Origin of the sequence: Tuberibacillus sp. Marseille-P3662 (genome assembly GCF_900178005.1) — a bacterium.
Lineage (GTDB): Bacteria > Bacillota > Bacilli > Bacillales > Sporolactobacillaceae > Marseille-P3662.
This window is the reverse complement of record NZ_FXBS01000004.1, coordinates 163,634-182,907: the sequence shown is the minus strand read 5'-3', so window position 1 is coordinate 182,907 and position 19,274 is coordinate 163,634. Positions and strand designations below refer to the sequence as shown.

Here is a 19,274-nt window from a genome sequence, read left to right as displayed (position 1 = left end):
CTTGATAAATTGTTAAATATAACATACAATTATCTAATATATTAAACTATTTGACATTTTGATACAACTGCTTATTGAAGTATCTGATTAAGAAGGGGGCAGAGTGTATGAATCAAGCGCGAACGACCATGCAAATGGGACATACTTGGTTTGGTCAGGGCTTGCGGACGGGGATGCCGATCGCTGTTGGTTATGTTCCTATTGCTTTAACTTATGGTCTGCTTGGCAAAACGCATGGTTTATCGTTTATCGATACAACGGCGATGAGCATATTTGTGTTTGCAGGTGCGGCCCAATTCTTGGCCTTACAGTTACTGGGGACTGGAGCCGGGGCAATTGAACTCATTGTTGCGACGTTTGTTGTCAATATTCGCCACTTTATGCTAACAGCTTCCATTAATGAGCGGGCCGATCGCGAACACCCTTTAAAAAAAGCAGCATATGCCTTTGGGGTCACCGACGAAACATTCTCGGTCGCGATGATGCAGGAGGGACGGATCAATGCCCGATTTATGGCTGGATTAATTGCGATGGCTTATGGCAGCTGGGTGGTGTTTACTTGCCTAGGTTATACTATTGGGTCGGCACTTCCGCAGGTGCTGCAAGAGAGTATGAACATTGCTTTATACGCGATGTTTATCGGGTTGGCTGTGCCGGCGATGCGAACAAGCCGGAAAGTGATTGATTTGTTTGCGACAGCCGCCGTCTTGAATACTCTGTTTTCACTGTTAATGGCCACAGGGTGGGCTATTGTGTTAGCAACGATTTTGGCCTCTGTCGCCGTTGAATGGTTACACCATGATGAGGTAACAGCCAATGAGTGAGTTCATTTGGATCGTCATAGGGATGGGTGTGGTGACGTATGTGCCCCGGATGTTGCCATTAACAGCTTTACATAACACACGGCTGCCGAAACCGATTCAAGCCGTATTGAGAAATGTGCCTTATGCTGTATTAGGAGCTCTAGTCTTTCCGAATATATTGATCATCAATGCCCCCGGTTTGCTGCAAACGACCCCGTCTGATTGGTTGTTCGGCGGGATCGGTGCGATAACAGCTTTTGTCACCGCATATTTGGGCTGGAATGTCATGTTTGTTGTGCTTACATCGATTGCGGTTTTGTCTGTCTATACGGTGCTATTTTAAGCATTGGCTCTTTACTAAAATTTTTCACAAAATCAAAGTTTACGAAAACAGCCTCATCGTTTGTCGGAACTGCTTGTTCTAAATCGACCAAGCTTTGCTTACAATGTATTAGAGAACGGTTAGTGATCAAGTGTTAGACAGCAATACATCAAAGTGATGGTGAGATTGGAACTTCTAGGGGTGTTATATGTGAAAAAAGTAGCTTGGTGGTTTATTGGCATTTACGCGTTGTACATTGTTTTGATGCTCTTATACTTCTTACAATGGACGGATCCGGGTGTGCCTCCGGATGTCAAAGGAACAGCTGCTGATCCAGAAATGTTCAAAACCGATCAGCAACTGGTCTTAAGTCAAGAATTGAACAATATCCAGAATTTGCTTAGTTTCTTGACCATACCGCTCGACTGGGGGATTTACTTATTCATTCTTATTTTTGGTTTTTCCCGTTGGCTGCGTAACCGTTCCGAAGAAGTCACAGGTTTATCTGTGGTGCATACCGTTATTTATTTTCTCGGTTTGTCGATCTTGACCTTCCTGATCACGCTGCCGATTAATTATGTTGGTCATGTTGTGTCGGTCAATTATGGTCTGTCCGTTCAACCTTTGAGTGACTGGTTGCGCGACACGCTTGTTTCATTTTGGGTGAATTGGATCATCAGTCTGATTACGGTCGTGACCATTTTCTTCTTCATCCGCAAGTATCCGAAACGCTGGTGGTTGCCGGTATGGTTGTTATCCATTCCGTTTACAATTTTTTTAGTTTATATTCAGCCGGTTGTGATCGATCCGTTATACAATGATTTTAAATCCTTAAGTGACGGAGCGTTGAAAGAGCAAATATTAAATCTAGCTGATAAGGCGGATATTCCGGCCGAAAACGTGTACGAAGTGGATAAGTCTGAAGAAACGACAACGATGAATGCCTATGTTAACGGTCTGGGATCCAATCTGCGCATTGTGTTATGGGATACAACGCTGCAAAAATTAAAGGATTCCGAAGTGCTATTTACGATGGCCCACGAGATGGGACATTATGTGAAGCATCATCTGTTATATTCTGTAGGTGGAAGTATCGTAGGCATGTTAATCGGCCTGTATTTAACAAGTCAATTGTTGTTGCGCATTGTGCGGCGCTGGGGGGCACGACTGGGCATTAAGGGTCCTGGTGATTTAGCGGCACTGCCTGTCATATTATTAATATTTTCGGTGTTATCGTTCGCTGCTCAACCCGTTCAAAATGCGATTTCCAGGCATGCGGAGCATGAAGCTGATAAGTATGCCGTGCAATTGACCCAAGAACCTGAGGACGGCATCAACTCATTTCAGAAGATGACGGCTAATAGTCTCAGTCCAGTCAATCCACCGGCTTTAGTCAAATTTATCTCATACGGTCATCCGACGATGATGGAACGGATCATGTATTTGGAGAAAATGAAAGATCGTATGGATGATAATAAGAAGACAGGAAGTGAAGAATGAAGGCAAGGCTGGGACAAACGTATATGAATCACAAAATCATCCGAACTTTTTATTAAAAAGTTCGGATGATTTATTGAAAATAGTCATCGCTTCATCAAAATCCTTCACTTGCCGCTGGCACGGCCTCAGCTAACTTGGTCAAGAAAAACCCCTTGACCAAGTGGATCTTAGGCTCGTGCTTTCATGTCTTATTGTTCGGCTTCCTGAGTATCCTGTTTTAGATTTGTCCCAGGCTCTTTTATTTTTGGTTAAATGATGTTTGTCCAGGTTGGTAGAAGCGAAGTAAATCGCCATAGACAACCTTATCGGACAGGGACAAAATTTGACTAGCCTGTTTTTTGAAAGGCCGGCATTGTTTCATCTCTGTTGGTTCCCCTGTCGTCTTATCGTAACAAGTGTCATCGGTGTATAAATAGTTTTGCGTAATGAAACGGCCGTTGCGCAAGACTGTCAAGCTTTTCTTATCTTTGGATAACAAATCGGAACTGAATGAAATGTACTGATTGGTATGCATTCCGAGTAGGTGCAGCAATGTCGAGCGGATATCTATTTGTCCGCCAACCTTGTCAATCACTTTTCCCTCTACACCAGGGACACGGATGAATAATGGGATTTGCTGCAGTTTTGTTTGCACATAGGGTGTCACTTTTTTACCTAAGACTTCCGACATCGCTTCTTGGTGATTGTCCGAAATACCGTAATGGTCACCGTAGAGGACAATCACCGAACGCTTAAGTAATCCGCTGTCTCTAAGTTGTTCAAAAAAGTTTTCCAGCGCTTGATCCATATAACGTGCCGTTTGGAAATAGTGGTTGACAATCTTATCATCAGTGTCCTCGGGCGGAATCATGACATCGCGCTTATCAATTTTGTACGGATGATGGTTTGATAAGGTAATTAACTTTGTATAAAAGGGTTGATTGATCCCTTTAAGAATAGGCAATGATTGTTTAAAGAATGGGATGTCTTTTAAACCATAACCAATAGTATTGTTCATATTGGTGTTATAGGCTTTACTATCAAAGAAGAAATCAAATCCTAACGCGTCATACATCCGGTCGCGATTCCAAAAACTGCCGTGATTGCCGTGGAAGACCGCACTTGTATAACCGCGTTCACCGAGAATTTTTGGTGTAGCTTGGTAAGTGTTTTGGGCTTTTTGTGTAAAAACCGCTCCGCGCGGCAAGCCAAAGAGACCATTTTCAATGATGAATTCAGCATCCGATGTCTTCCCTTGACCGGTTTGATGATAGATTTGATTAAAATATAGCGTGTTTTTGTCATGGGTTAATGAACTTAAAAAGGGCATCACTTTTTGGCCATCCACTTTTTCCTTCACCATAAACGTTTGCAAGGACTCCATAGACACAAAAATAACGTTCATACCTTTGGCCGCACCAAAGTATTTCGGGTTCGGTTCTGTTTGTTGAGACTGCACGTAATTATAAACATCTGTGAGATCGTTACTGTCGGCCATGGCCCGTTGTGCTGAGGAACGGGTGTGTTGGATCAAGTCGTAAATGTGATAATTATAAGCGCCCATTAATTTGACAAACAATTTCCGGTCAAACGTTCTCATCAGCAACTGTGGACGCTCAATTTCAGCTAAACCTAGATTCAATAAAAGTAAAATCGCTCCAATAAGAAATGTCCGTCGGCGAATCATTTTGTTCGTAGGAATGACCGTGGCTTTGCGGCATAACGCAACCCCCAATAGAACGGCAATATCTGCAAACAATAATAGATCTGCAGGATGAAAAATCGCGTGAATACTGTCACCCAATTGTCCGAAGTTATTGGATTGGAACAAAACTGGAATCGTAATAAAATCATTAAAAAACCGTTCATACAGCATGTTCGCAAATAATATAAAGCTGAGGATCATGTCAATGATAAGTATGGCCATCCATTGTCTACGCCGTTTAAAAAATAAGGCGATACCGAAGCAAAGCACTATTGAACTTAAAGGGTTGAATAATAAAATCACCGCTTGCAAAATCGATTCAATGGATAATTGCATCACTACGATATAGACAATGCACGTTTTTAACCAGAATAGAACCATTGTTGCCAATAAGAAACGGTAGTCTCTGACTATTAACAAGTTTCTTAGTTTTTTAGACCAGCTTCGTAACATGGTATTTCCTCCATTAATCGAACTCAAATATTATGACGAACGTCATGAAGATTTTGTTTCATTAACAGGGAGAAAATTTTTTATTTAAGATGATAATAACGCCTTATGATGTCCATTTCAAGAATCATAATATGATAAACTGATAATGACTATTTTTAGATAAGGGGGATGCGAGATCATGAGTCAGCAGGATATGGAAAAAAAGCTCGTTGGAGAGGCGGCCGCGAGTTACGTTGAAGATGGGATGACTGTTGGGCTGGGTTCAGGATCAACCGCAACCGAATTTGTCAAGGCTCTGGCCAAACGCGTGACGTCAGAATCACTCAAGATTAAGACAGTCAGCACATCTGGGCGGACAACGAAGTTAGCCACGTCACTTGGGATCGACGTTAGTGACTTGAATGATGTCAGTAGTATTGATTTAACGGTTGATGGTTGTGATGAGTTTGATCCGACGTTTAACGGAATTAAAGGAGGCGGCGGGGCGCTGTTATTTGAAAAAATCGTGGCCGCGCAATCAACCAAAAACATTTGGGTAGCTGATGCCTCCAAACGAAAACAACAGTTAGGAGCTTTTCCTTTACCTGTAGAAGTCAGTCCATTCGGCTTTGTTCATGTTCAAGAGCGTCTTAAACACCAAGGGTTGAAACCACAATTACGCTGCTTGGATAATGGTGAATGGTTTGAAACGGATAGTCACAATTACATATTGGACTGCCATGTCGGGACGACCCAGGAACCTGAGCGGCTATCGGTATGGTTAAACAACCTGGCTGGCGTCGTGGAAAACGGATTGTTTATTAATATGGTCGATGAGGTCATTATCCCGGATAATGGTGAAGTGACTGTTTTAAAGAAGGCTGTTATATAAAAGATTCTTGCTTTTAGATACGAATAAAAGAAATATTAAATGCTGTGAGCAGCCCGAATACACGTAGACGCCTGCGGGAAGTGCGAGATAGGCAAGACCCTACAGGGCGTTAAGGATGATCAGCTAAAAACGTCACGTCCTGTGACAACGCTGATCCTACCCACATCAATCCACCCCAAAAAGCAAAAATCGCTTTTCGGGGACCCCGGGTGTGGGCATGAGGAGGCTTGCCACTCGCTCGCGGAAAGCGAAGTGTATTCGGGCTGCGGTCAAAAAGCAACAACCTATACGAAAAACCTTAAGAAAAACGGTCAATAAACAATGTCTGAACTCAGTCGAATTGACATAGGCTAAGGATAAGGCTCTAAATTATGGAATCGGAAGGAATGAATGATCGCTAATGTCTACGAGACCTACGGTTGCGATATTATATGGCGGAAAATCAGCAGAGCATGACGTGTCGATGCAAACGGCTTTTTCAGTGATCAATGCGATTGATAAAGAACAATACCAAGTGTTACCGATTCATATTACCAACCATGGCCGTTGGATTGAAGGGCATGAAGTTCAGGGTGAATTGTCTCACAAAAGTCAGTTGCTACTTGAGGAAAATCAGCAGGGTGGTTTTCAAAATAAATGGTTAACACCGGCGGGCATTCATGGAGCTCAATCCAAGCCGGATATTATTTTTCCTCTGCTTCATGGTCCTAATGGTGAAGATGGCACCGTCCAAGGGTTTATGGAGTTATTAGATATGGCCTACGTCGGATCCGGCGTGTCAGGTTCAGCGGTGGCGATGGATAAAGTATTGATGCATGATTTGTTTAAAGCCCATGGGTTAAAACAAGCGAATTATGTACACACAACGGCCTATGCTTGGAAGCATAAAAGCGCGGCGTTTATTGAAAGTGTCAAAGGGGACGTGGGGTTTCCCTGTTTTGTGAAGCCGGCGAATTATGGATCCAGTATCGGCATTAGTGAGTGTGCTGATGAAGCAGAACTGATCTCAGCTGTCCAGTTAGCGCTGCAGTTTGATCAGAAAGTGATTGTTGAGGAAAAAATCGACGGGCGGGAAATCGAAATCGGGGTGATCGGGAACGATGAACTAGATGTTTCCGTTCCTGGCGAAATCCAGACTTCGGGACAATTTTATGATTATCAAGCCAAGTATGAAGACGGAAATAGTACCTTGGTGATTCCGGCTGATTTATCGGAGAACGTTCATCAAGATCTCGTTAACCTTGCGAAACGGGCTTTCCATATTCTAAATGCTCAAGGGTTAGCGAGAGTGGATGTTTTTGTGCGTAATGACGAGATCTATATTAATGAAATCAATACTATGCCAGGGTTTACCCCTTATAGCATGTTTCCGTTATTGTGGGATCATACCGGTGTCTCTTATGGTGAGTTAATTAATCGATTATTGCGTTATGGCCTACAGCGACATCAGAGCCGTCAGGATATTCGTCATCTTATTGAATGACTGGCGATCTGCCATCTACGCAGGATATTCGTTCAATATACCGCAATTTCCACTTTTGTCTTTTACAGAGAAAGCGGTCATGAATATATTAGTATCGACATAATCAAAAATTTAAAGTGGTTATGTCAACGGGAACCCATACCTCCTCGCTGTTTTATGGTCGTTACGCCATGTCATGCCTCCTGAAGAGGACAGCCTGTGAACGCCAACAGGCTGTCTTTACATATATTAGTGTATGTGAAATGACCGGTCGCATGCATGAGTAGGTGTTCACGTGATTGGAAATAGCCACCTAGTATGGGATGGTTCTAAATGAAGAAAAATATTTTTGAACCTAAACATGAGGTGGTGAACACATTGAAAAATCGTTTTAACATGATGTCAATGCTATGTGGTGTGGGTATTGGTATGGCAACAATGGGCGTTGTCAATAATCGTAGACGTGGCAAAGTTGAGCACATGGCCAATGATTTTTTCGAAGATGATGTTGAGGCCAAACAGAATAGAGCCTATTAATGTCATACTAAAAAAAGCCTTCCATTCATCTGGAAGGCTTTTTCTTAACGTTTACGAAAGTATTTTAATGTCAATATGCTTGACGCCCCATTTAAAGGCCTTGTCTTTGGATGGAAAGTAAATGTCAATCCTATGACCGTCAATGGCACCACCAGTATCCGCAGCGGTGGCATAACCATATCCCGGGATATAAACCTTTGTACCGAGCGGAATGATATCAGGATCGACGGCAATGACTTTACGTTTTGGATGCTTCATGAGATTGACACCGGTCTTAGTGACTCCGCTGCATCCATCGCATTTAGCTGTATAAGCGGTCGCAGTCACTTGAATGGTTTGGCTGCTATCTTGCTTCGCTGATGAGTCGTGTGCCTTTTGTGCCTTTTGTTCCTTTTGTTCCTTTTGCGTCTTTTGCCATTTCATATATTCGTGGACAATTTTTTTGGCACGTTTGTCGCTATAGTTTTTGGATTCATCATTAGGGGTATAATAACCTAGATGAAATAATTTTTGTTTGATAAAATAAATACCTATGCCATGATCACCTTTTTGGAATGAAGGCTCTTTAATAACTGAGTCCAAATCCAAGGCATTAACGGTCTTGTTATTGACTACGCCAGTGGTTTTGAGTTGATGATCGGCTTGGAAATCTTTAACGGCCTTCATGGTTTTATGATCAAACTGGTTATAGCGGATGAATGATATAAGATTGGAATAAGAGCTGTTAGTGTCGACTTGTTCAGCGGCTAATGCCAACGGTGTCAAACTGAATAGGTTGAACAGAACGAAAGTCATCATGATAATCACAGGTCGCTTAAGTCGCTTCATTGATTGTTCACCCCTTGATGGATATTTTGTTTGTCGACAATACACGCCATTGTAGTACTTAGAGATGACATAGCAATAATAGTGAGGTTACAATTTGATTACGAAAGCCTATTGACAAAAATATTTTTTGTACTATAGACCCAATCCCTCTTAAGATGGGGTTATTACATAAGATGAGGTGAAAGGACATGGAAGGAAAATATGTTAATCAATCACGGGCTGTTAAGTCGGCTCATGTATTGCCACAAGATACGAATAATCATGGTACGATGTTCGGAGGCAAGTTAATGTCATACATTGATGATATTGCTGCCATTTCCGCTATGCGGCATGCTAGAAAGCCTGTCGTGACCGCTTCAACAGACAGCGTTGATTTTTTGCAGCCAATTAAAGAAGGGTCATCGGTTTGCTTAGAATCATTTGTTACCTATACCCACAAGACATCTATGGAAGTATTTGTGAAAATCACAACGGAAGACTTGATGACGGGTGAACGTGTGCTCTGTACAACCTCGTTTTTAACCTTTGTGGCGTTAACTGATGATGGCAAACCAACTGAAATTGAGTCAGTCATTCCGCAGACGGATGAAGAAGTGATGCTTCACGAAAGTGCCCCGACCCGGCGTGAAGCTCGACGCGTTCGGAGAGTTGATAGTAAACGGTTTGCTGAAACATTTACAGTGAAAAAGCCGTGGGAATAAAGTAAGAAAGAATATTAGTCATCAATGTGAGACCTTGGCATGCGCTGTTAACTTGATTATTTTTCTCAAACTCCGCATTCGTCCACACCGAATCGTCAATCCTTCATAGGATATGAATGTGAGATAAAGACATCTCAAAAACTCAGGCAAGATAAAGGAGCGATTGACGTTATGAGTTATGCAGGTGGATACGGCGGCGGCGCAGGCTTTGCGTTGATTGTAGTATTGTTTATTCTACTCATTATTGTAGGAACATCTTACGTTTATTAATTGAGGACCAATGAACCCGTCTTCTTCGGAAGGCGGGTTTGCTGTTATGGAAGCTTCATTTGAGCGGAGAGAATGCGGATTACTGAGGGTGTGTTGTTTCAATATTATCCGCAAATCATCAACATCTAGAAAAATTATAAAAAACTCCGCATTCGTCCACACCTAATCGTCAATGCTTCATAGGATATGAATATGAGATCAAGACATCTCAAAAATTACAACCAGAAGGAGCGATTGCCGATATGAGTAATGCAGGATACGGCGGTGGCGCTGGCTTTGCGTTGATTGTAGTGTTGTTTATTCTATTAATCATTGTAGGCACATCTTACGTTTACTAATCGATAGATCAAGAGGCCCGTCTTTTTCAAAAGGCGGGTTTTTTGTGTTCTAGAAGCTCAACTTGAGAGGACGAGCCTGTTAGGAAGAGGCACTTTGTATCAGTGTGTTTATTATATACATATATTGGAAGGCTAGAAATTAAGATGAGACAATTATAAAAAACTCCGCATTCGTCCACACCAATGAATCAATCCTTCATAGGATATGAATGTGAGATCAAGACATCTCAAAAACCACAACCAAAAGGAGCGATTACCGATATGAGTTATGGATACGGCGGTGGCGCTGGCTTTGCGTTGATTGTAGTATTGTTTATTCTATTAATCATTGTAGGCACATCTTACGTCTACTAATGAATATAAAAAAGGCTCCCTCAGTTCATTAGCCTGAGGGAGCCTTTTTATAACCCTTAAAAGAAGCGTGCAATTAAGGCTTGGTCGTAAGCCAAATATTAGTTAAAACCGGGGCCTATGCCCCCATTTTTTCATTTTGTCTTGCAGGCGGAGATAAACGGGCATCATAATCAGAGCAAGCAACAGACCTTTAATGATATTAAACGGTGTAACACCATAGACAATCAAGGTCATCAGACTATGAATACTGCTGTTGGCCGTATGAGCTAAATTGATGCTTTGCTCAATCGTGACGCCAAGGAACATTGCATAACCCGGAAAAATAAAGTAATAATTAGCGACGGCCATAGCCACGGCCATCAGAAGGGTCCCAGTTATTAAGCCAAGGACAAGCCCGGTTTTGTTTTGCTTCCGTCGGTATATGAATGATGTCACCACCACAAGAATGCTTCCGGCCAAGAAATTAGCAAACTCACCGATAGGCACGCCGGTAACATTGCCTTTGGCTAGCCAATGCAAAATATTTTTCAAGGCCTCAATCGTGATACCGGCAACGGGACCGTACATAATGGCGCCGATAACCGCCGGCAAGTCGCTGAAATCAATGGTCAAAAACTGCGGAAACAGCGGCAGTGGGAAAGCGATGTAATAAATAATAAAGGCAATAGAACCTAATAATGCAGTACTAATCAATTGTTGTGTAGACGTTTGTCTCATCAGATCACCCCATGTTTGTTTCTCATTTGTTTATCTGATGATGAACTCGGGAACGGTTTACTTTTACAGAAAAAGAGCCCAAGGAAATAACATCCTTGGGCTCTCGTTATCGGGAAAATTGTGCTCATGAATCGACGCACCATTAACTATACCGCTCATTAATAAACCGGCTTCATCATCCTTCTCCCTTCCAGACTGTACTGTCGGCTTCAGATTGCCACTGAATCCTACCGTCGTTACGGCTCGCGGGCTTAGAGTCATGCTCATCACCGCCGGTCGGGAATTTCACCCTGCCCCGAAGGACTAACTATTCAATTTATACTCATATCATATACGATGGGGATTAAAATTGCAACGCAAAAGTTTTGAATCATTTGGCGGGAGCAGTTTGTTCAAAGTTAAACCTGAGAATGGAGAAGGATATTGTTACAAGACGAAGAATATAGTTTGATAATCCAAGGAACATGGAGTTGATTTTATGAAACAACATATTTATAAATGGGGCAATCGGAACAAAACGACCTTGTTTTTCCTTCACGGAATGGGGAGCACAGGACTTAGCTTTGGTGAACTAGCGCAATACTTAATGGCTGATTTTCATGTGGTATCCATTGATCTGCCTGGACATGGACATCGAGAAGCTTTACCAGCAGAGCAAGATTATCAACCGACATGCATGGTTGAACAACTTATGGAGACGGTTCAAGAGCTGGGCCAGTCTGAGGTGTATCTGATCGGTCATTCATGGGGCGCGCACCTCGCGCTTTATTTTGCGAGTAAATATCCTGAATGGGTCAAAGGCCTTGTCTTGTTAGACGGCGGTTATTTGCAGCATGATGATCGCCCTGATGCATCTTTGCAGAAGGATCTAGAACAAGTGGAGGTATTTTATGATTCGGTCCGCTTTCCTTCATGGGAGGCATTCATTGAGTCGGAAAAGGCTGAATTGCCAAGGTGGTCGGAAACGCTTGAGGCTGCCTCAAGGTCACAAGTCATCGAAAAAGATGGCGAGATTCGACTGGCGGCCTCGCCGTATACATGTCAAGCACTGATCAAAGGCATTTACGAAGATCCGATTGAAACGGTCTTTCGAAAAATAAAGTCACCGCTGTTACTGATCCGGAGTACGCTGCCGGAGGACATGGAAGGTTTGCGAAAAAGGGCAGTCAATCGATTACAGGCGGCTATTCCTGGCGCAGAAGTCCAGGTCATTGTCGATGCCACCCATGATATTTATCGGGATGCTCCGGAGGAAACGGCTGAGAGAATCAGCCTTTGGGTTGATGGACAAGGATAGGTTTAGGTATAGATAGCAAAAGCTCATTTAACAATTATCCATTTGGATATGTGTAGATTTAAAAAGTTTGACCGTTTAAATGAAAAGGTAATCAGGTTTGATCAAAAATCTAAAAATGTTGTTCTGTTAATGGGTTATATTGTTGCATAATAAGTTGATCCTAAAATTAGGAAATTTTCGATGCGTTATGGTCATTCGTTTCAGAATGTTTAGCAGGAGGGATGTCCCATTATGACAGTTATTCAAAAGCGAAACTTTTTGTTTACCGGGATGTTTGTATTAGCGGTTTTATTTATTATTGTGGCACTCAACTATCATAATTCCAACTGGCTAGTCTTAGGCAAAGAGATTCAATCGTATCTTTATGATTTTTGGGGGACCATTGGAGATGGTCTTTTTGTTGTCATCACCTACATAGGTTCAGGCTATGTTGCCTTTCCGCTAACAGGCATCATTGTTATTTTCCTTTTATTAAGAAAGAACTACGGGATGGCCGGTTTATTGGTTCTTAACTTATTGGGGGTGCGACAACTGAACAGACTGCTCAAATTAATTTTTGCCAGACCACGGCCTGATTTGGAACACCTTGTCACTGTTAGTTATTACAGTTTTCCGAGCGGACATGCCATGAATTCCATCGCTTTTTTTGGTTTGCTCGCTTATTTGTTAAGATCTCGATTAAAAAATAAGGGGTATGATTTCAGATTCATTTGGCTTGCTGCTGCACTATTGATATTTTTAATCGGGCTCAGTCGGGTTTATTTAGGGGTTCATTATCCCATGGATGTTCTTGGCGGCTTCTTAGCCGGAGGCAGTTGGCTCTGTTTTACGCTGTTACTTCATAGCGTTTTTTTCGAAAACATACGTCATGAGGAACTTTTAAAAGAGCGCAATTGAGGTCTGATGATTTCATTCGGACTTTTGGTTGCGTATATCATGTCCGATAAAAATAACAAAAAATAATCCCTCATGTGCTTTAGCTGGCTAATTGAGGGATTATTTCTCTTAATACGCCTAGCCCCTCTTGATGGGGTTCGGTCTATTATGACCGTTCCATGTAACAGCATGGGCGGTCTTTGTTATTATTATTCAGTATCTCTGCTTCTATGTCCATTATACAACAAAAAACAACGCTTTGCATTTTTAAATGATTATTCTTTTAAGAAATATTGGCCTATATTCAGGCGGTGTTTGCTCGTTCCACAGACGTACGGCGTTTAAAGACGACCTTCCTTTGTCGCTATTTCAAAACTTTCCTTATGCTCTTCGCCATATTCGTATTCTCATAAAATCCCGAGAACATCATTTTTCCGGGACCATAGGCGTAAACGGGGACGTCGACACCTGTGTGGCCGCCGGTTGTCCAGCCGGTATGTGAACGAACGTTGAATATTTCAGCAATGGCTGTTTGGATCGCTGATTGATCCTCAGATTGGGCAGCCTTCTTAACGCTTTCTAGCTCTTTTTGTTTCAACTCAAAGTCGATATATTGATCCAATGTTTTTTCAACAGAGGCGCCGTCTTTGATAGCGGCAGCCATGAATTCAGGCGTACGATCGGCAGCCTTTATAGGTTTAGGATTCCAGACATACGGTCCGCCGCGGCCAATGCTTAATCCACCGGTTGAGTGGTCAGCTGTGGTAACGACGAGTGTGTGCTTGTCTTGTTTAGCAAAATTAATCGCTGCTTGAAACGCCTTCTCAAAGTCTTCCATCTCGCTCATAGCACCAACAATATCATTGCTGTGGCCAGCCCAATCGATTTGGCTGCCTTCGACCATCAAGAAGAATCCGTCTTTGTCTTTTTGTAGGCGTTCGAGTGCTTCATGGGTCATCGTTTCAAGTGAAGGTGTTTTGTTAGTGCGATCGATCATTTTTGGTAAGCCGACAGGTGCAAACAAACCTAACAATTGTTCATGTTGATCGGATTTCAGTTGCTTGGTATTTGTCACGTAACCAAAACCTGCTTGTTTAAAATCCTGCACGAGATTACGGTCATCGCGTTTAAAATAGTTCGTCCCACCACCAAGGAGAACGTCGACTTTATGTTGACCGCGTATCATATCATCAAAATAGTCATCCGCAATCGTATTGTAGTTATTCCGATCTTCGTTATGCGTCCCAAAAGCCGCTGGCGTGGCATGGTTGATTTGCGATGTCGCGACTAACCCGGTCGCCTTACTCTTTTCTTTTGCCCTTTCAAGAATGGTCTTGACCCGGCTTTTATCATTATCCACCGAGATGGCACCATTATAGGTTTTAATGCCTGCAGCCATCGATGTTGCTGCGGCTGCGGAGTCTGTGATATTCTCATTCGGATCATCGGGATGTGTGGCTTGCGTACCGACAAGATAACGGTCAAAAGCGGTTGTCTCCATTTGTTTTGTTTTCGGATCATCCTTGTACATACGATAAGCCGTTGTATAGCTCGGCCCCATACCGTCACCAATAAGAAAAATAACATTCTTAATTTTTCCAAGCTGCTTAGGTTGTGTGTGCGGCGGCTTTTCTTGTGGCGTTCTGGCATCAGCTGAATCGGTATGGATTTGAACCCCTGCGAAGCCTCCCACCGCTAATGCTGAGGCGAGCCCCAAACTTCCTAAAATTTTTCTCGTTTTTCCCATAACCATTGCCTCCCTTTAAGGTTTCACCGTCATGATAATCCTAATCTATTAATCTACAATTAATATAAAGTTAATAACATATTAAAAATAGAGAGAAAATTGTCGTAGATATAAAGGAGGGGTCATGAGGAGTTGGTATAAATTTGCGACACCTTGTGTGTTTTGTTGGAAAGATGTGATGGATATAAAATCAACAAAAAGATTGGTAAGGATTATACTAAGAAAAATTAAAAAAACTATATACGAATGTATGTTCCTTTGATAATGTAATATTAAGAAAACATAAACATAGGAGGTACATATGGAGCTAAGGAACATAAACATTGATGAACGCATGGCGCATTATAATGTGACTGGGTTAAGTATGGGTCTAGTTAATCATGGCCAAATGCCATTCAAGTTAAGTATGAACCAGCGAGCGATTTCCAATATTCCGATGCGGGTTTTTGTATTATCCAACAACTGATTGAAGATGTAACTGGAAGGTCAACATTGAAATATCTTCACTCGGCTGGGGTATTGGTTTTCAATGTATGATGGTAGCTTATCCCTATTTAGAGACGGGTGTTGTCATTATGACCAATACAGATTTAGGGGTTCATCAATTGAATGGGATCATTGGAGAAATATTTGAATGTCTGATATCTTAGTTTTTTTGTTAGATACTTTTTGCTCTAACGGGTATGGGGACCATATTGATTTGCATTTTCCTATGTAAAAATAACATAGGAAAAGCGAGTGTTTATCACTCGCTTTTTTTGACCGGGATATCAATCGTTTTATGGTAGTTTTTCATATAATGGATACCGCCGATGAAGAGTTTTTCCGGGGTGGTGTCAGTTTTAAAAATCAGGGTTCGTTCTTTTAGTATGTCTTGGTCAGTTTTCTTAAGGGTCTGATTTTCAGTTGCTGTTAATGAATCCTTATGTTCCTCATTACCGACAAAAACGTTATCTAAAGAAACAGAAGCCGCATTACTGATGGTGAGTTGGGTTTGTTGTTCGTTTCTTTTTATCCCTTTAACCGTTATCGATTGACTGGCCAGATGCCATTGATCGCCACCTTTGATTGAATTGAATGGTATGGTTTTGTTAAGTCGATCATAACCCATGAAGGTGTCTAACTTTAACTGCAATGTCTGTACGTTTCTCGGCAAGGCATCGAATTTTAGTGTGAAGGCCGTTCCGTTTAGCTTCGAATGAGTGCCTACGCCTTTGCTATCAATGACTTGACCGTTAGCCATCACTTTAAAACCGCTGAAGGGTCGCTGTGCACGATCAATATTTTCAGCATTGGTTGCCCCTTTAATTACTGTCATTGTCGGTGACGCTGTGATGGATGCCAATTTAACTGTGTCTTTATCGATCTTGATGGTTTGGTCTATTTTTTGTTCAATGGTCGCTCCCAAAGCCCGGTTCGGATCATAGTTAAATTCGATTTTACCTGTCTCATTATTTAATGAAAATTGTAACGCCAATTCGTGCACGAAACCGTTGACGGGTGCAAATTGATAAGTTCCCTTAAGTTGGGTGTGGGCATCATTCACTTTTCCGTAACCCGATTCAACGTGAGCATTTTCAAAAAAACCGGTTAGTTTAGAGGGTGAAAAGCTGAATTGGCTCTCACCAATGCGACCTTTTGGATCTCGTAATGTGTAGAAAAGAACGGTTTGATTATCATCCGTCATGATGCCGTTGAGCGTTAATTGAACGCCGTTTTGAAACGTATAGCTTTTGTTGATGGTTTGTCCCATTCCTTGATTGTTCAACGTCTGGAGCGTGCCATTAAGGACATTATCAAAGCCGAGGATTTTTTTCCCGTAATAAGCCAGGCCACTATAATTATAGGTGACTAATATAAGAGCTAACAGGACGGCTACAATTGTCCACGACTTTGGTGGTTTCCGCTTCGGCTTGTGATCCATTAAAGCTGAACGCAATCGACTTTCTAATTCATGTGGTACGTCTTCTTGCGTCATATGTTCCTTTTCTTGCTTCAACCGATCCTCAATCTCCGGCATGGTTCCCACCCCCATATAACTTGTTCAATTTTTTCAGCCCTTGAGATATCCTTGATTTCACCGTTCCTAAGGAGACCTTTGTCAAGTCAGCGATGGATTGATAATCGAGATCATGAAAATACCGTAATCGGATAGCTTCTTCCTGATGCAGGTTTAAATGACGTAACATATTCTGAATGGCTAGACGATCCTCGATTATTTGCTGGCTGTTTTTCTCTAAAGATAGGTTTAAATGATGTTCGGCCGCTTCATGATGCCATTCATCCACTAGGACCACTTTTCTCTTCTTTTTCAGCATAGATTTGCAACGGTTGGCTAAAATAGTTTTACTCCAACTATAAAAGGTTTCGGCTTTCTTAAGCTGATGAATCTTTTCATATAAGGTGACAATCATATCTTCCAATGCATCCAAAGCATCCTGTCGATTTCCCATATATGTGAAGGCGAGTTTATAATAATCTTGTTCTTGCTCCATAATCAGAGTTAGAAGCGCTTCTTTATCGCCTGTTTTTGCCTTTCTAACGAGCTGCGTCACATCCAAGTTGTCACCCCTTTCTCTTATATGAGTTATGGAAGGGTTAAAAAGTTCATTTTGTATCAAATTTTTTAACCCTAAAACAAAATGGATCCAAAAGTATCAAGTTTTGGATATTCGATATATCGTGGGTGAGCAATTCCTACCAAAAGTGAGCGTTCATCTCAGAAACGAGCGAAAAGTGAGTATCTTCCATCTGAAGAATACCGAAAAAAAAGACCCCCCTAAAGGATCTTTTATCCTGACTATTCAATTTAGGTCCAATCTACATCAACCGCATAAGGCACAGGGTCGACGGCGCCGGCATCTTTGAATCCTTTGATGCGTAAGCGGCAGCTGTCGCAAACCCCACAAGCCTCGTCCGCACCGTTGTAACATGATGTGGTGAGATAATAAGGCACATTCAAACGGAGCCCCTCTTGGACCGTGTCACCCTTTGTTAGATCCATCAAAGGAGCTTTGATGGACATTGTTTCATCACTCACTCCAGCCTTGGTTGCTAAATTGATCGTCTCGTTCATACTATTGATAAATTCGGGGCGGCAATCGGGATAGCCGCTGTAATCAACGGCACTGACACCGATAAAAATCGCCGATGCCCCGATGACTTCAGCATAGGCTGCGGCAAGTGACAAGAAAATCATGTTGCGCGCTGGTACATATGTTGACGGAATATCTGACGCGTCCGTCTCTGGTACGGGTATCGATGTGTCGGTTAAGGCACTGCCGCCAATGTCACTGAAAAAGCTGATATCAACAATCCGATGCTCTTGGACCTGATAATGCTCAGCAACCCGTTCCGCTTGTTTCACTTCTCGGTCATGTCTTTGTCCATAATGGAAGGTGATAGGGTAAAGATCGTAGCCAGCTTCTTGGGCAAGTCCCATGCATGTCGTGCTGTCCAATCCGCCGCTCAATATCATGACTGCTTTTTCACTCACAATAAAACCTCCTCTAAAAGTTCATGCACCCGAAGTCTCGGATGCATGGTTGCTAGCGGATGATGTAATCAATGATCAGTCCTAATGATAGTAGCCCGCCGAACATTGTATTCGTTTGGGCGGTGGATTTCATCGCCAACATCATCTGTAGTTTTTGCGTCTGTTGCTTGAAAGACTTTGCCGCTTGAAAAGCTTTAGGGACACTGACTAATACAAGTAACATCCAAATGGATTCAGCACTTGTAATAATCAGGGCAACAATCCATATGTAGGAAAAAACAAATAATCCTGAAAGTAAGTTAATGGCTTGTCGCCGTCCTAATAGGATCGCGAGTGTTTGTCGCCCTTTATCACAATCACTTTCTAGGTCGCGGATGTTATTCGCCAGCATGATCCCTCCGACCAAGAGCGCACTAGGAATGGAAATGAGAATACTGCTCGTCGTGACCTGGCCGGTTTGTATATAAAATGAAATGAGGACAAGAAATGATCCCATGAAAATCCCGGAGATCAATTCTCCAAACGGTGTATAAGCAATAGGGTAAGGCCCGCCTGTATAAAGATAGCCAGTCATCATGCATACAAGGCCGATCAAAGCAAGCCACCAACTGCTTTGCATGCAAATATAGACACCGATCAATATAGCGACTAGACAAAAACTATAACCTAAGTACAGGACCGTTTTAGGTGATACACCGTCACGGACAATCGTCCCGCCGATGCCTATGGATTCTTCAGTATCCAATCCGCGTTTGAAATCAAAATATTCATTAAACATATTTGTAGCTGCCTGTATGAGTAATGAAGCAACCATCATTGCTATAAATAGACCTATTTCAAACCCCGATTCGGGCAAAGCCAAAGCTGTTCCTAAAATGACGGGAATGAATGACGCTGTGAGGGTGTGAGGACGCATTAACTGCCACCATACTTTCCACCCCTTATTTTTCTCAATAACCCATTGGTTTGGTTCACTCATATAGAACGCCCCTATATTATAAAATACCTATAAATTCAT

At 42.2% G+C, this 19,274-nt stretch carries 20 protein-coding genes, 3 pseudogenes and 1 riboswitch; of the genes and pseudogenes, 14 read left to right on the top strand and 9 right to left on the bottom strand.

All coding sequences use genetic code 11. The features are described 5' to 3' along the window. The first annotated feature begins 107 nt into the window (after positions 1-107). From B9Y89_RS04500 to B9Y89_RS04490, 3 genes are all read left to right on the top strand, one after another. Positions 108-824 (top strand): AzlC family ABC transporter permease, encoded by a 717-nt coding sequence (locus tag B9Y89_RS04500; RefSeq protein WP_254901183.1) that lies wholly within the window; start codon positions 108-110, stop codon positions 822-824. After that, the gene (locus B9Y89_RS04495) at positions 817-1,146 is read left to right on the top strand and encodes an AzlD domain-containing protein (RefSeq protein ID WP_085521933.1); all 330 of its coding nucleotides are present in this window, start codon (positions 817-819) and stop codon (positions 1,144-1,146) included. Before B9Y89_RS04500 ends, B9Y89_RS04495 begins: the two co-directional genes overlap by 8 nt. A 189-nt stretch (positions 1,147-1,335) precedes the next feature. After that, positions 1,336-2,625: a M48 family metallopeptidase gene (locus B9Y89_RS04490; RefSeq protein WP_085521932.1), complete on the top strand. Its 1,290-nt coding sequence runs from the start codon at positions 1,336-1,338 to the stop codon at positions 2,623-2,625. Positions 2,626-2,863: 238 nt separating this feature from the next. Here B9Y89_RS04490 and B9Y89_RS04485 read toward each other — a convergent pair whose 3' ends face one another. Further along, positions 2,864-4,762 carry an LTA synthase family protein gene (locus tag B9Y89_RS04485; RefSeq protein ID WP_139822719.1) on the bottom strand — a complete coding sequence of 633 codons (1,899 nt, stop codon included), beginning with the start codon at positions 4,760-4,762 and terminating at the stop codon, positions 2,864-2,866. A gap of 178 nt (positions 4,763-4,940) precedes the next feature. Here B9Y89_RS04485 and rpiA point away from each other — a divergent pair, with 178 nt between their 5' ends. The 3 genes from rpiA to B9Y89_RS04470 all read left to right on the top strand — a co-directional run bounded on the left by rpiA (position 4,941) and on the right by B9Y89_RS04470 (position 7,632). After that, complete coding sequence (rpiA, locus tag B9Y89_RS04480) at positions 4,941-5,633, top strand: ribose-5-phosphate isomerase RpiA (protein ID WP_085521930.1); 693 nt, start codon at positions 4,941-4,943, stop codon at positions 5,631-5,633. Positions 5,634-6,033: 400 nt separating this feature from the next. Next, positions 6,034-7,116: a D-alanine--D-alanine ligase gene (locus tag B9Y89_RS04475; protein ID WP_085521928.1), complete on the top strand. Its 1,083-nt coding sequence runs from the start codon at positions 6,034-6,036 to the stop codon at positions 7,114-7,116. Positions 7,117-7,428: 312 nt separating this feature from the next. After that, positions 7,429-7,632: a hypothetical protein gene (locus B9Y89_RS04470; protein ID WP_085521926.1), complete on the top strand. Its 204-nt coding sequence runs from the start codon at positions 7,429-7,431 to the stop codon at positions 7,630-7,632. Positions 7,633-7,683: 51 nt separating this feature from the next. Here the strand turns inward: B9Y89_RS04470 and B9Y89_RS19655 are convergent. Together B9Y89_RS19655 and B9Y89_RS19650 are read right to left on the bottom strand one after the other, a co-directional pair. Next, a pseudogene (locus tag B9Y89_RS19655) lies at positions 7,684-7,977 on the bottom strand (3D domain-containing protein); the annotation flags it as partial. A 252-nt stretch (positions 7,978-8,229) separates the two neighbouring features. Then, positions 8,230-8,427 (bottom strand): annotated as a pseudogene (locus tag B9Y89_RS19650) (peptidoglycan-binding domain-containing protein); the annotation flags it as partial. A gap of 221 nt (positions 8,428-8,648) precedes the next feature. Here B9Y89_RS19650 and B9Y89_RS04460 point away from each other — a divergent pair. The 4 genes from B9Y89_RS04460 to B9Y89_RS18715 all read left to right on the top strand — a co-directional run bounded on the left by B9Y89_RS04460 (position 8,649) and on the right by B9Y89_RS18715 (position 10,123). After that, the gene (locus B9Y89_RS04460; protein WP_085521922.1) at positions 8,649-9,161 is read left to right on the top strand and encodes an acyl-CoA thioesterase; all 513 of its coding nucleotides are present in this window, start codon (positions 8,649-8,651) and stop codon (positions 9,159-9,161) included. A gap of 171 nt (positions 9,162-9,332) precedes the next feature. Beyond that, the gene (locus B9Y89_RS04455; protein ID WP_085521920.1) at positions 9,333-9,431 is read left to right on the top strand and encodes a YjcZ family sporulation protein; all 99 of its coding nucleotides are present in this window, start codon (positions 9,333-9,335) and stop codon (positions 9,429-9,431) included. Between the two features lie 242 nt (positions 9,432-9,673). Next, entirely contained in the window at positions 9,674-9,769 is a 96-nt protein-coding gene (locus B9Y89_RS04450; RefSeq protein WP_085521919.1) for a YjcZ family sporulation protein, read from the top strand. A 261-nt stretch (positions 9,770-10,030) separates the two neighbouring features. Next, complete coding sequence (locus B9Y89_RS18715; protein WP_139822718.1) at positions 10,031-10,123, top strand: YjcZ family sporulation protein; 93 nt, start codon at positions 10,031-10,033, stop codon at positions 10,121-10,123. 102 nt (positions 10,124-10,225) lie between these two features. Here the strand turns inward: B9Y89_RS18715 and B9Y89_RS04440 are convergent, their stop codons facing one another. Next, positions 10,226-10,840, bottom strand: coding sequence for an ECF transporter S component (locus B9Y89_RS04440; protein ID WP_085521916.1), 615 nt, complete (start codon positions 10,838-10,840; stop codon positions 10,226-10,228). Between the two features lie 174 nt (positions 10,841-11,014). Further along, a riboswitch (FMN riboswitch) is annotated at positions 11,015-11,147 on the bottom strand. 171 nt (positions 11,148-11,318) lie between these two features. On the opposite strand from B9Y89_RS04440, the gene B9Y89_RS04435 reads away from it, so the two are divergent. Together B9Y89_RS04435 and B9Y89_RS04430 are read left to right on the top strand one after the other, a co-directional pair. After that, positions 11,319-12,137: an alpha/beta fold hydrolase gene (locus B9Y89_RS04435; RefSeq protein ID WP_085521914.1), complete on the top strand. Its 819-nt coding sequence runs from the start codon at positions 11,319-11,321 to the stop codon at positions 12,135-12,137. A 231-nt stretch (positions 12,138-12,368) separates the two neighbouring features. Then, a complete protein-coding gene (locus B9Y89_RS04430) occupies positions 12,369-13,034 on the top strand; it encodes a phosphatase PAP2 family protein (RefSeq protein WP_085521912.1) in 666 nt (221 codons plus the stop codon). A gap of 343 nt (positions 13,035-13,377) precedes the next feature. Here the strand turns inward: B9Y89_RS04430 and B9Y89_RS04425 are convergent, their stop codons facing one another. Then, entirely contained in the window at positions 13,378-14,760 is a 1,383-nt protein-coding gene (locus B9Y89_RS04425; protein ID WP_139822717.1) for an alkaline phosphatase, read from the bottom strand. A gap of 301 nt (positions 14,761-15,061) precedes the next feature. On the opposite strand from B9Y89_RS04425, the gene B9Y89_RS18970 reads away from it, so the two are divergent. After that, entirely contained in the window at positions 15,062-15,226 is a 165-nt protein-coding gene (locus B9Y89_RS18970; RefSeq protein ID WP_176222099.1) for a hypothetical protein, read from the top strand. A gap of 25 nt (positions 15,227-15,251) precedes the next feature. Next, positions 15,252-15,410: pseudogene (locus B9Y89_RS19645) on the top strand (serine hydrolase domain-containing protein); the annotation flags it as partial. Positions 15,411-15,505: 95 nt separating this feature from the next. Here the strand turns inward: B9Y89_RS19645 and B9Y89_RS04415 are convergent. From B9Y89_RS04415 to B9Y89_RS04400, 4 genes are all read right to left on the bottom strand, one after another. Next, the gene (locus tag B9Y89_RS04415; protein ID WP_176222098.1) at positions 15,506-16,780 is read right to left on the bottom strand and encodes a DUF4179 domain-containing protein; all 1,275 of its coding nucleotides are present in this window, start codon (positions 16,778-16,780) and stop codon (positions 15,506-15,508) included. Then, positions 16,767-17,315, bottom strand: coding sequence for a sigma-70 family RNA polymerase sigma factor (locus tag B9Y89_RS04410; protein WP_369596720.1), 549 nt, complete (start codon positions 17,313-17,315; stop codon positions 16,767-16,769). The genes B9Y89_RS04415 and B9Y89_RS04410 overlap by 14 nt, the downstream gene beginning before the upstream one ends. Positions 17,316-17,569: 254 nt before the next feature. Further along, entirely contained in the window at positions 17,570-18,238 is a 669-nt protein-coding gene (queC, locus tag B9Y89_RS04405; RefSeq protein WP_085522334.1) for a 7-cyano-7-deazaguanine synthase QueC, read from the bottom strand. Positions 18,239-18,308: 70 nt separating this feature from the next. Beyond that, positions 18,309-19,235 carry a 1,4-dihydroxy-2-naphthoate polyprenyltransferase gene (locus B9Y89_RS04400; protein WP_085521904.1) on the bottom strand — a complete coding sequence of 309 codons (927 nt, stop codon included), beginning with the start codon at positions 19,233-19,235 and terminating at the stop codon, positions 18,309-18,311. Positions 19,236-19,274 lie beyond the last annotated feature (39 nt).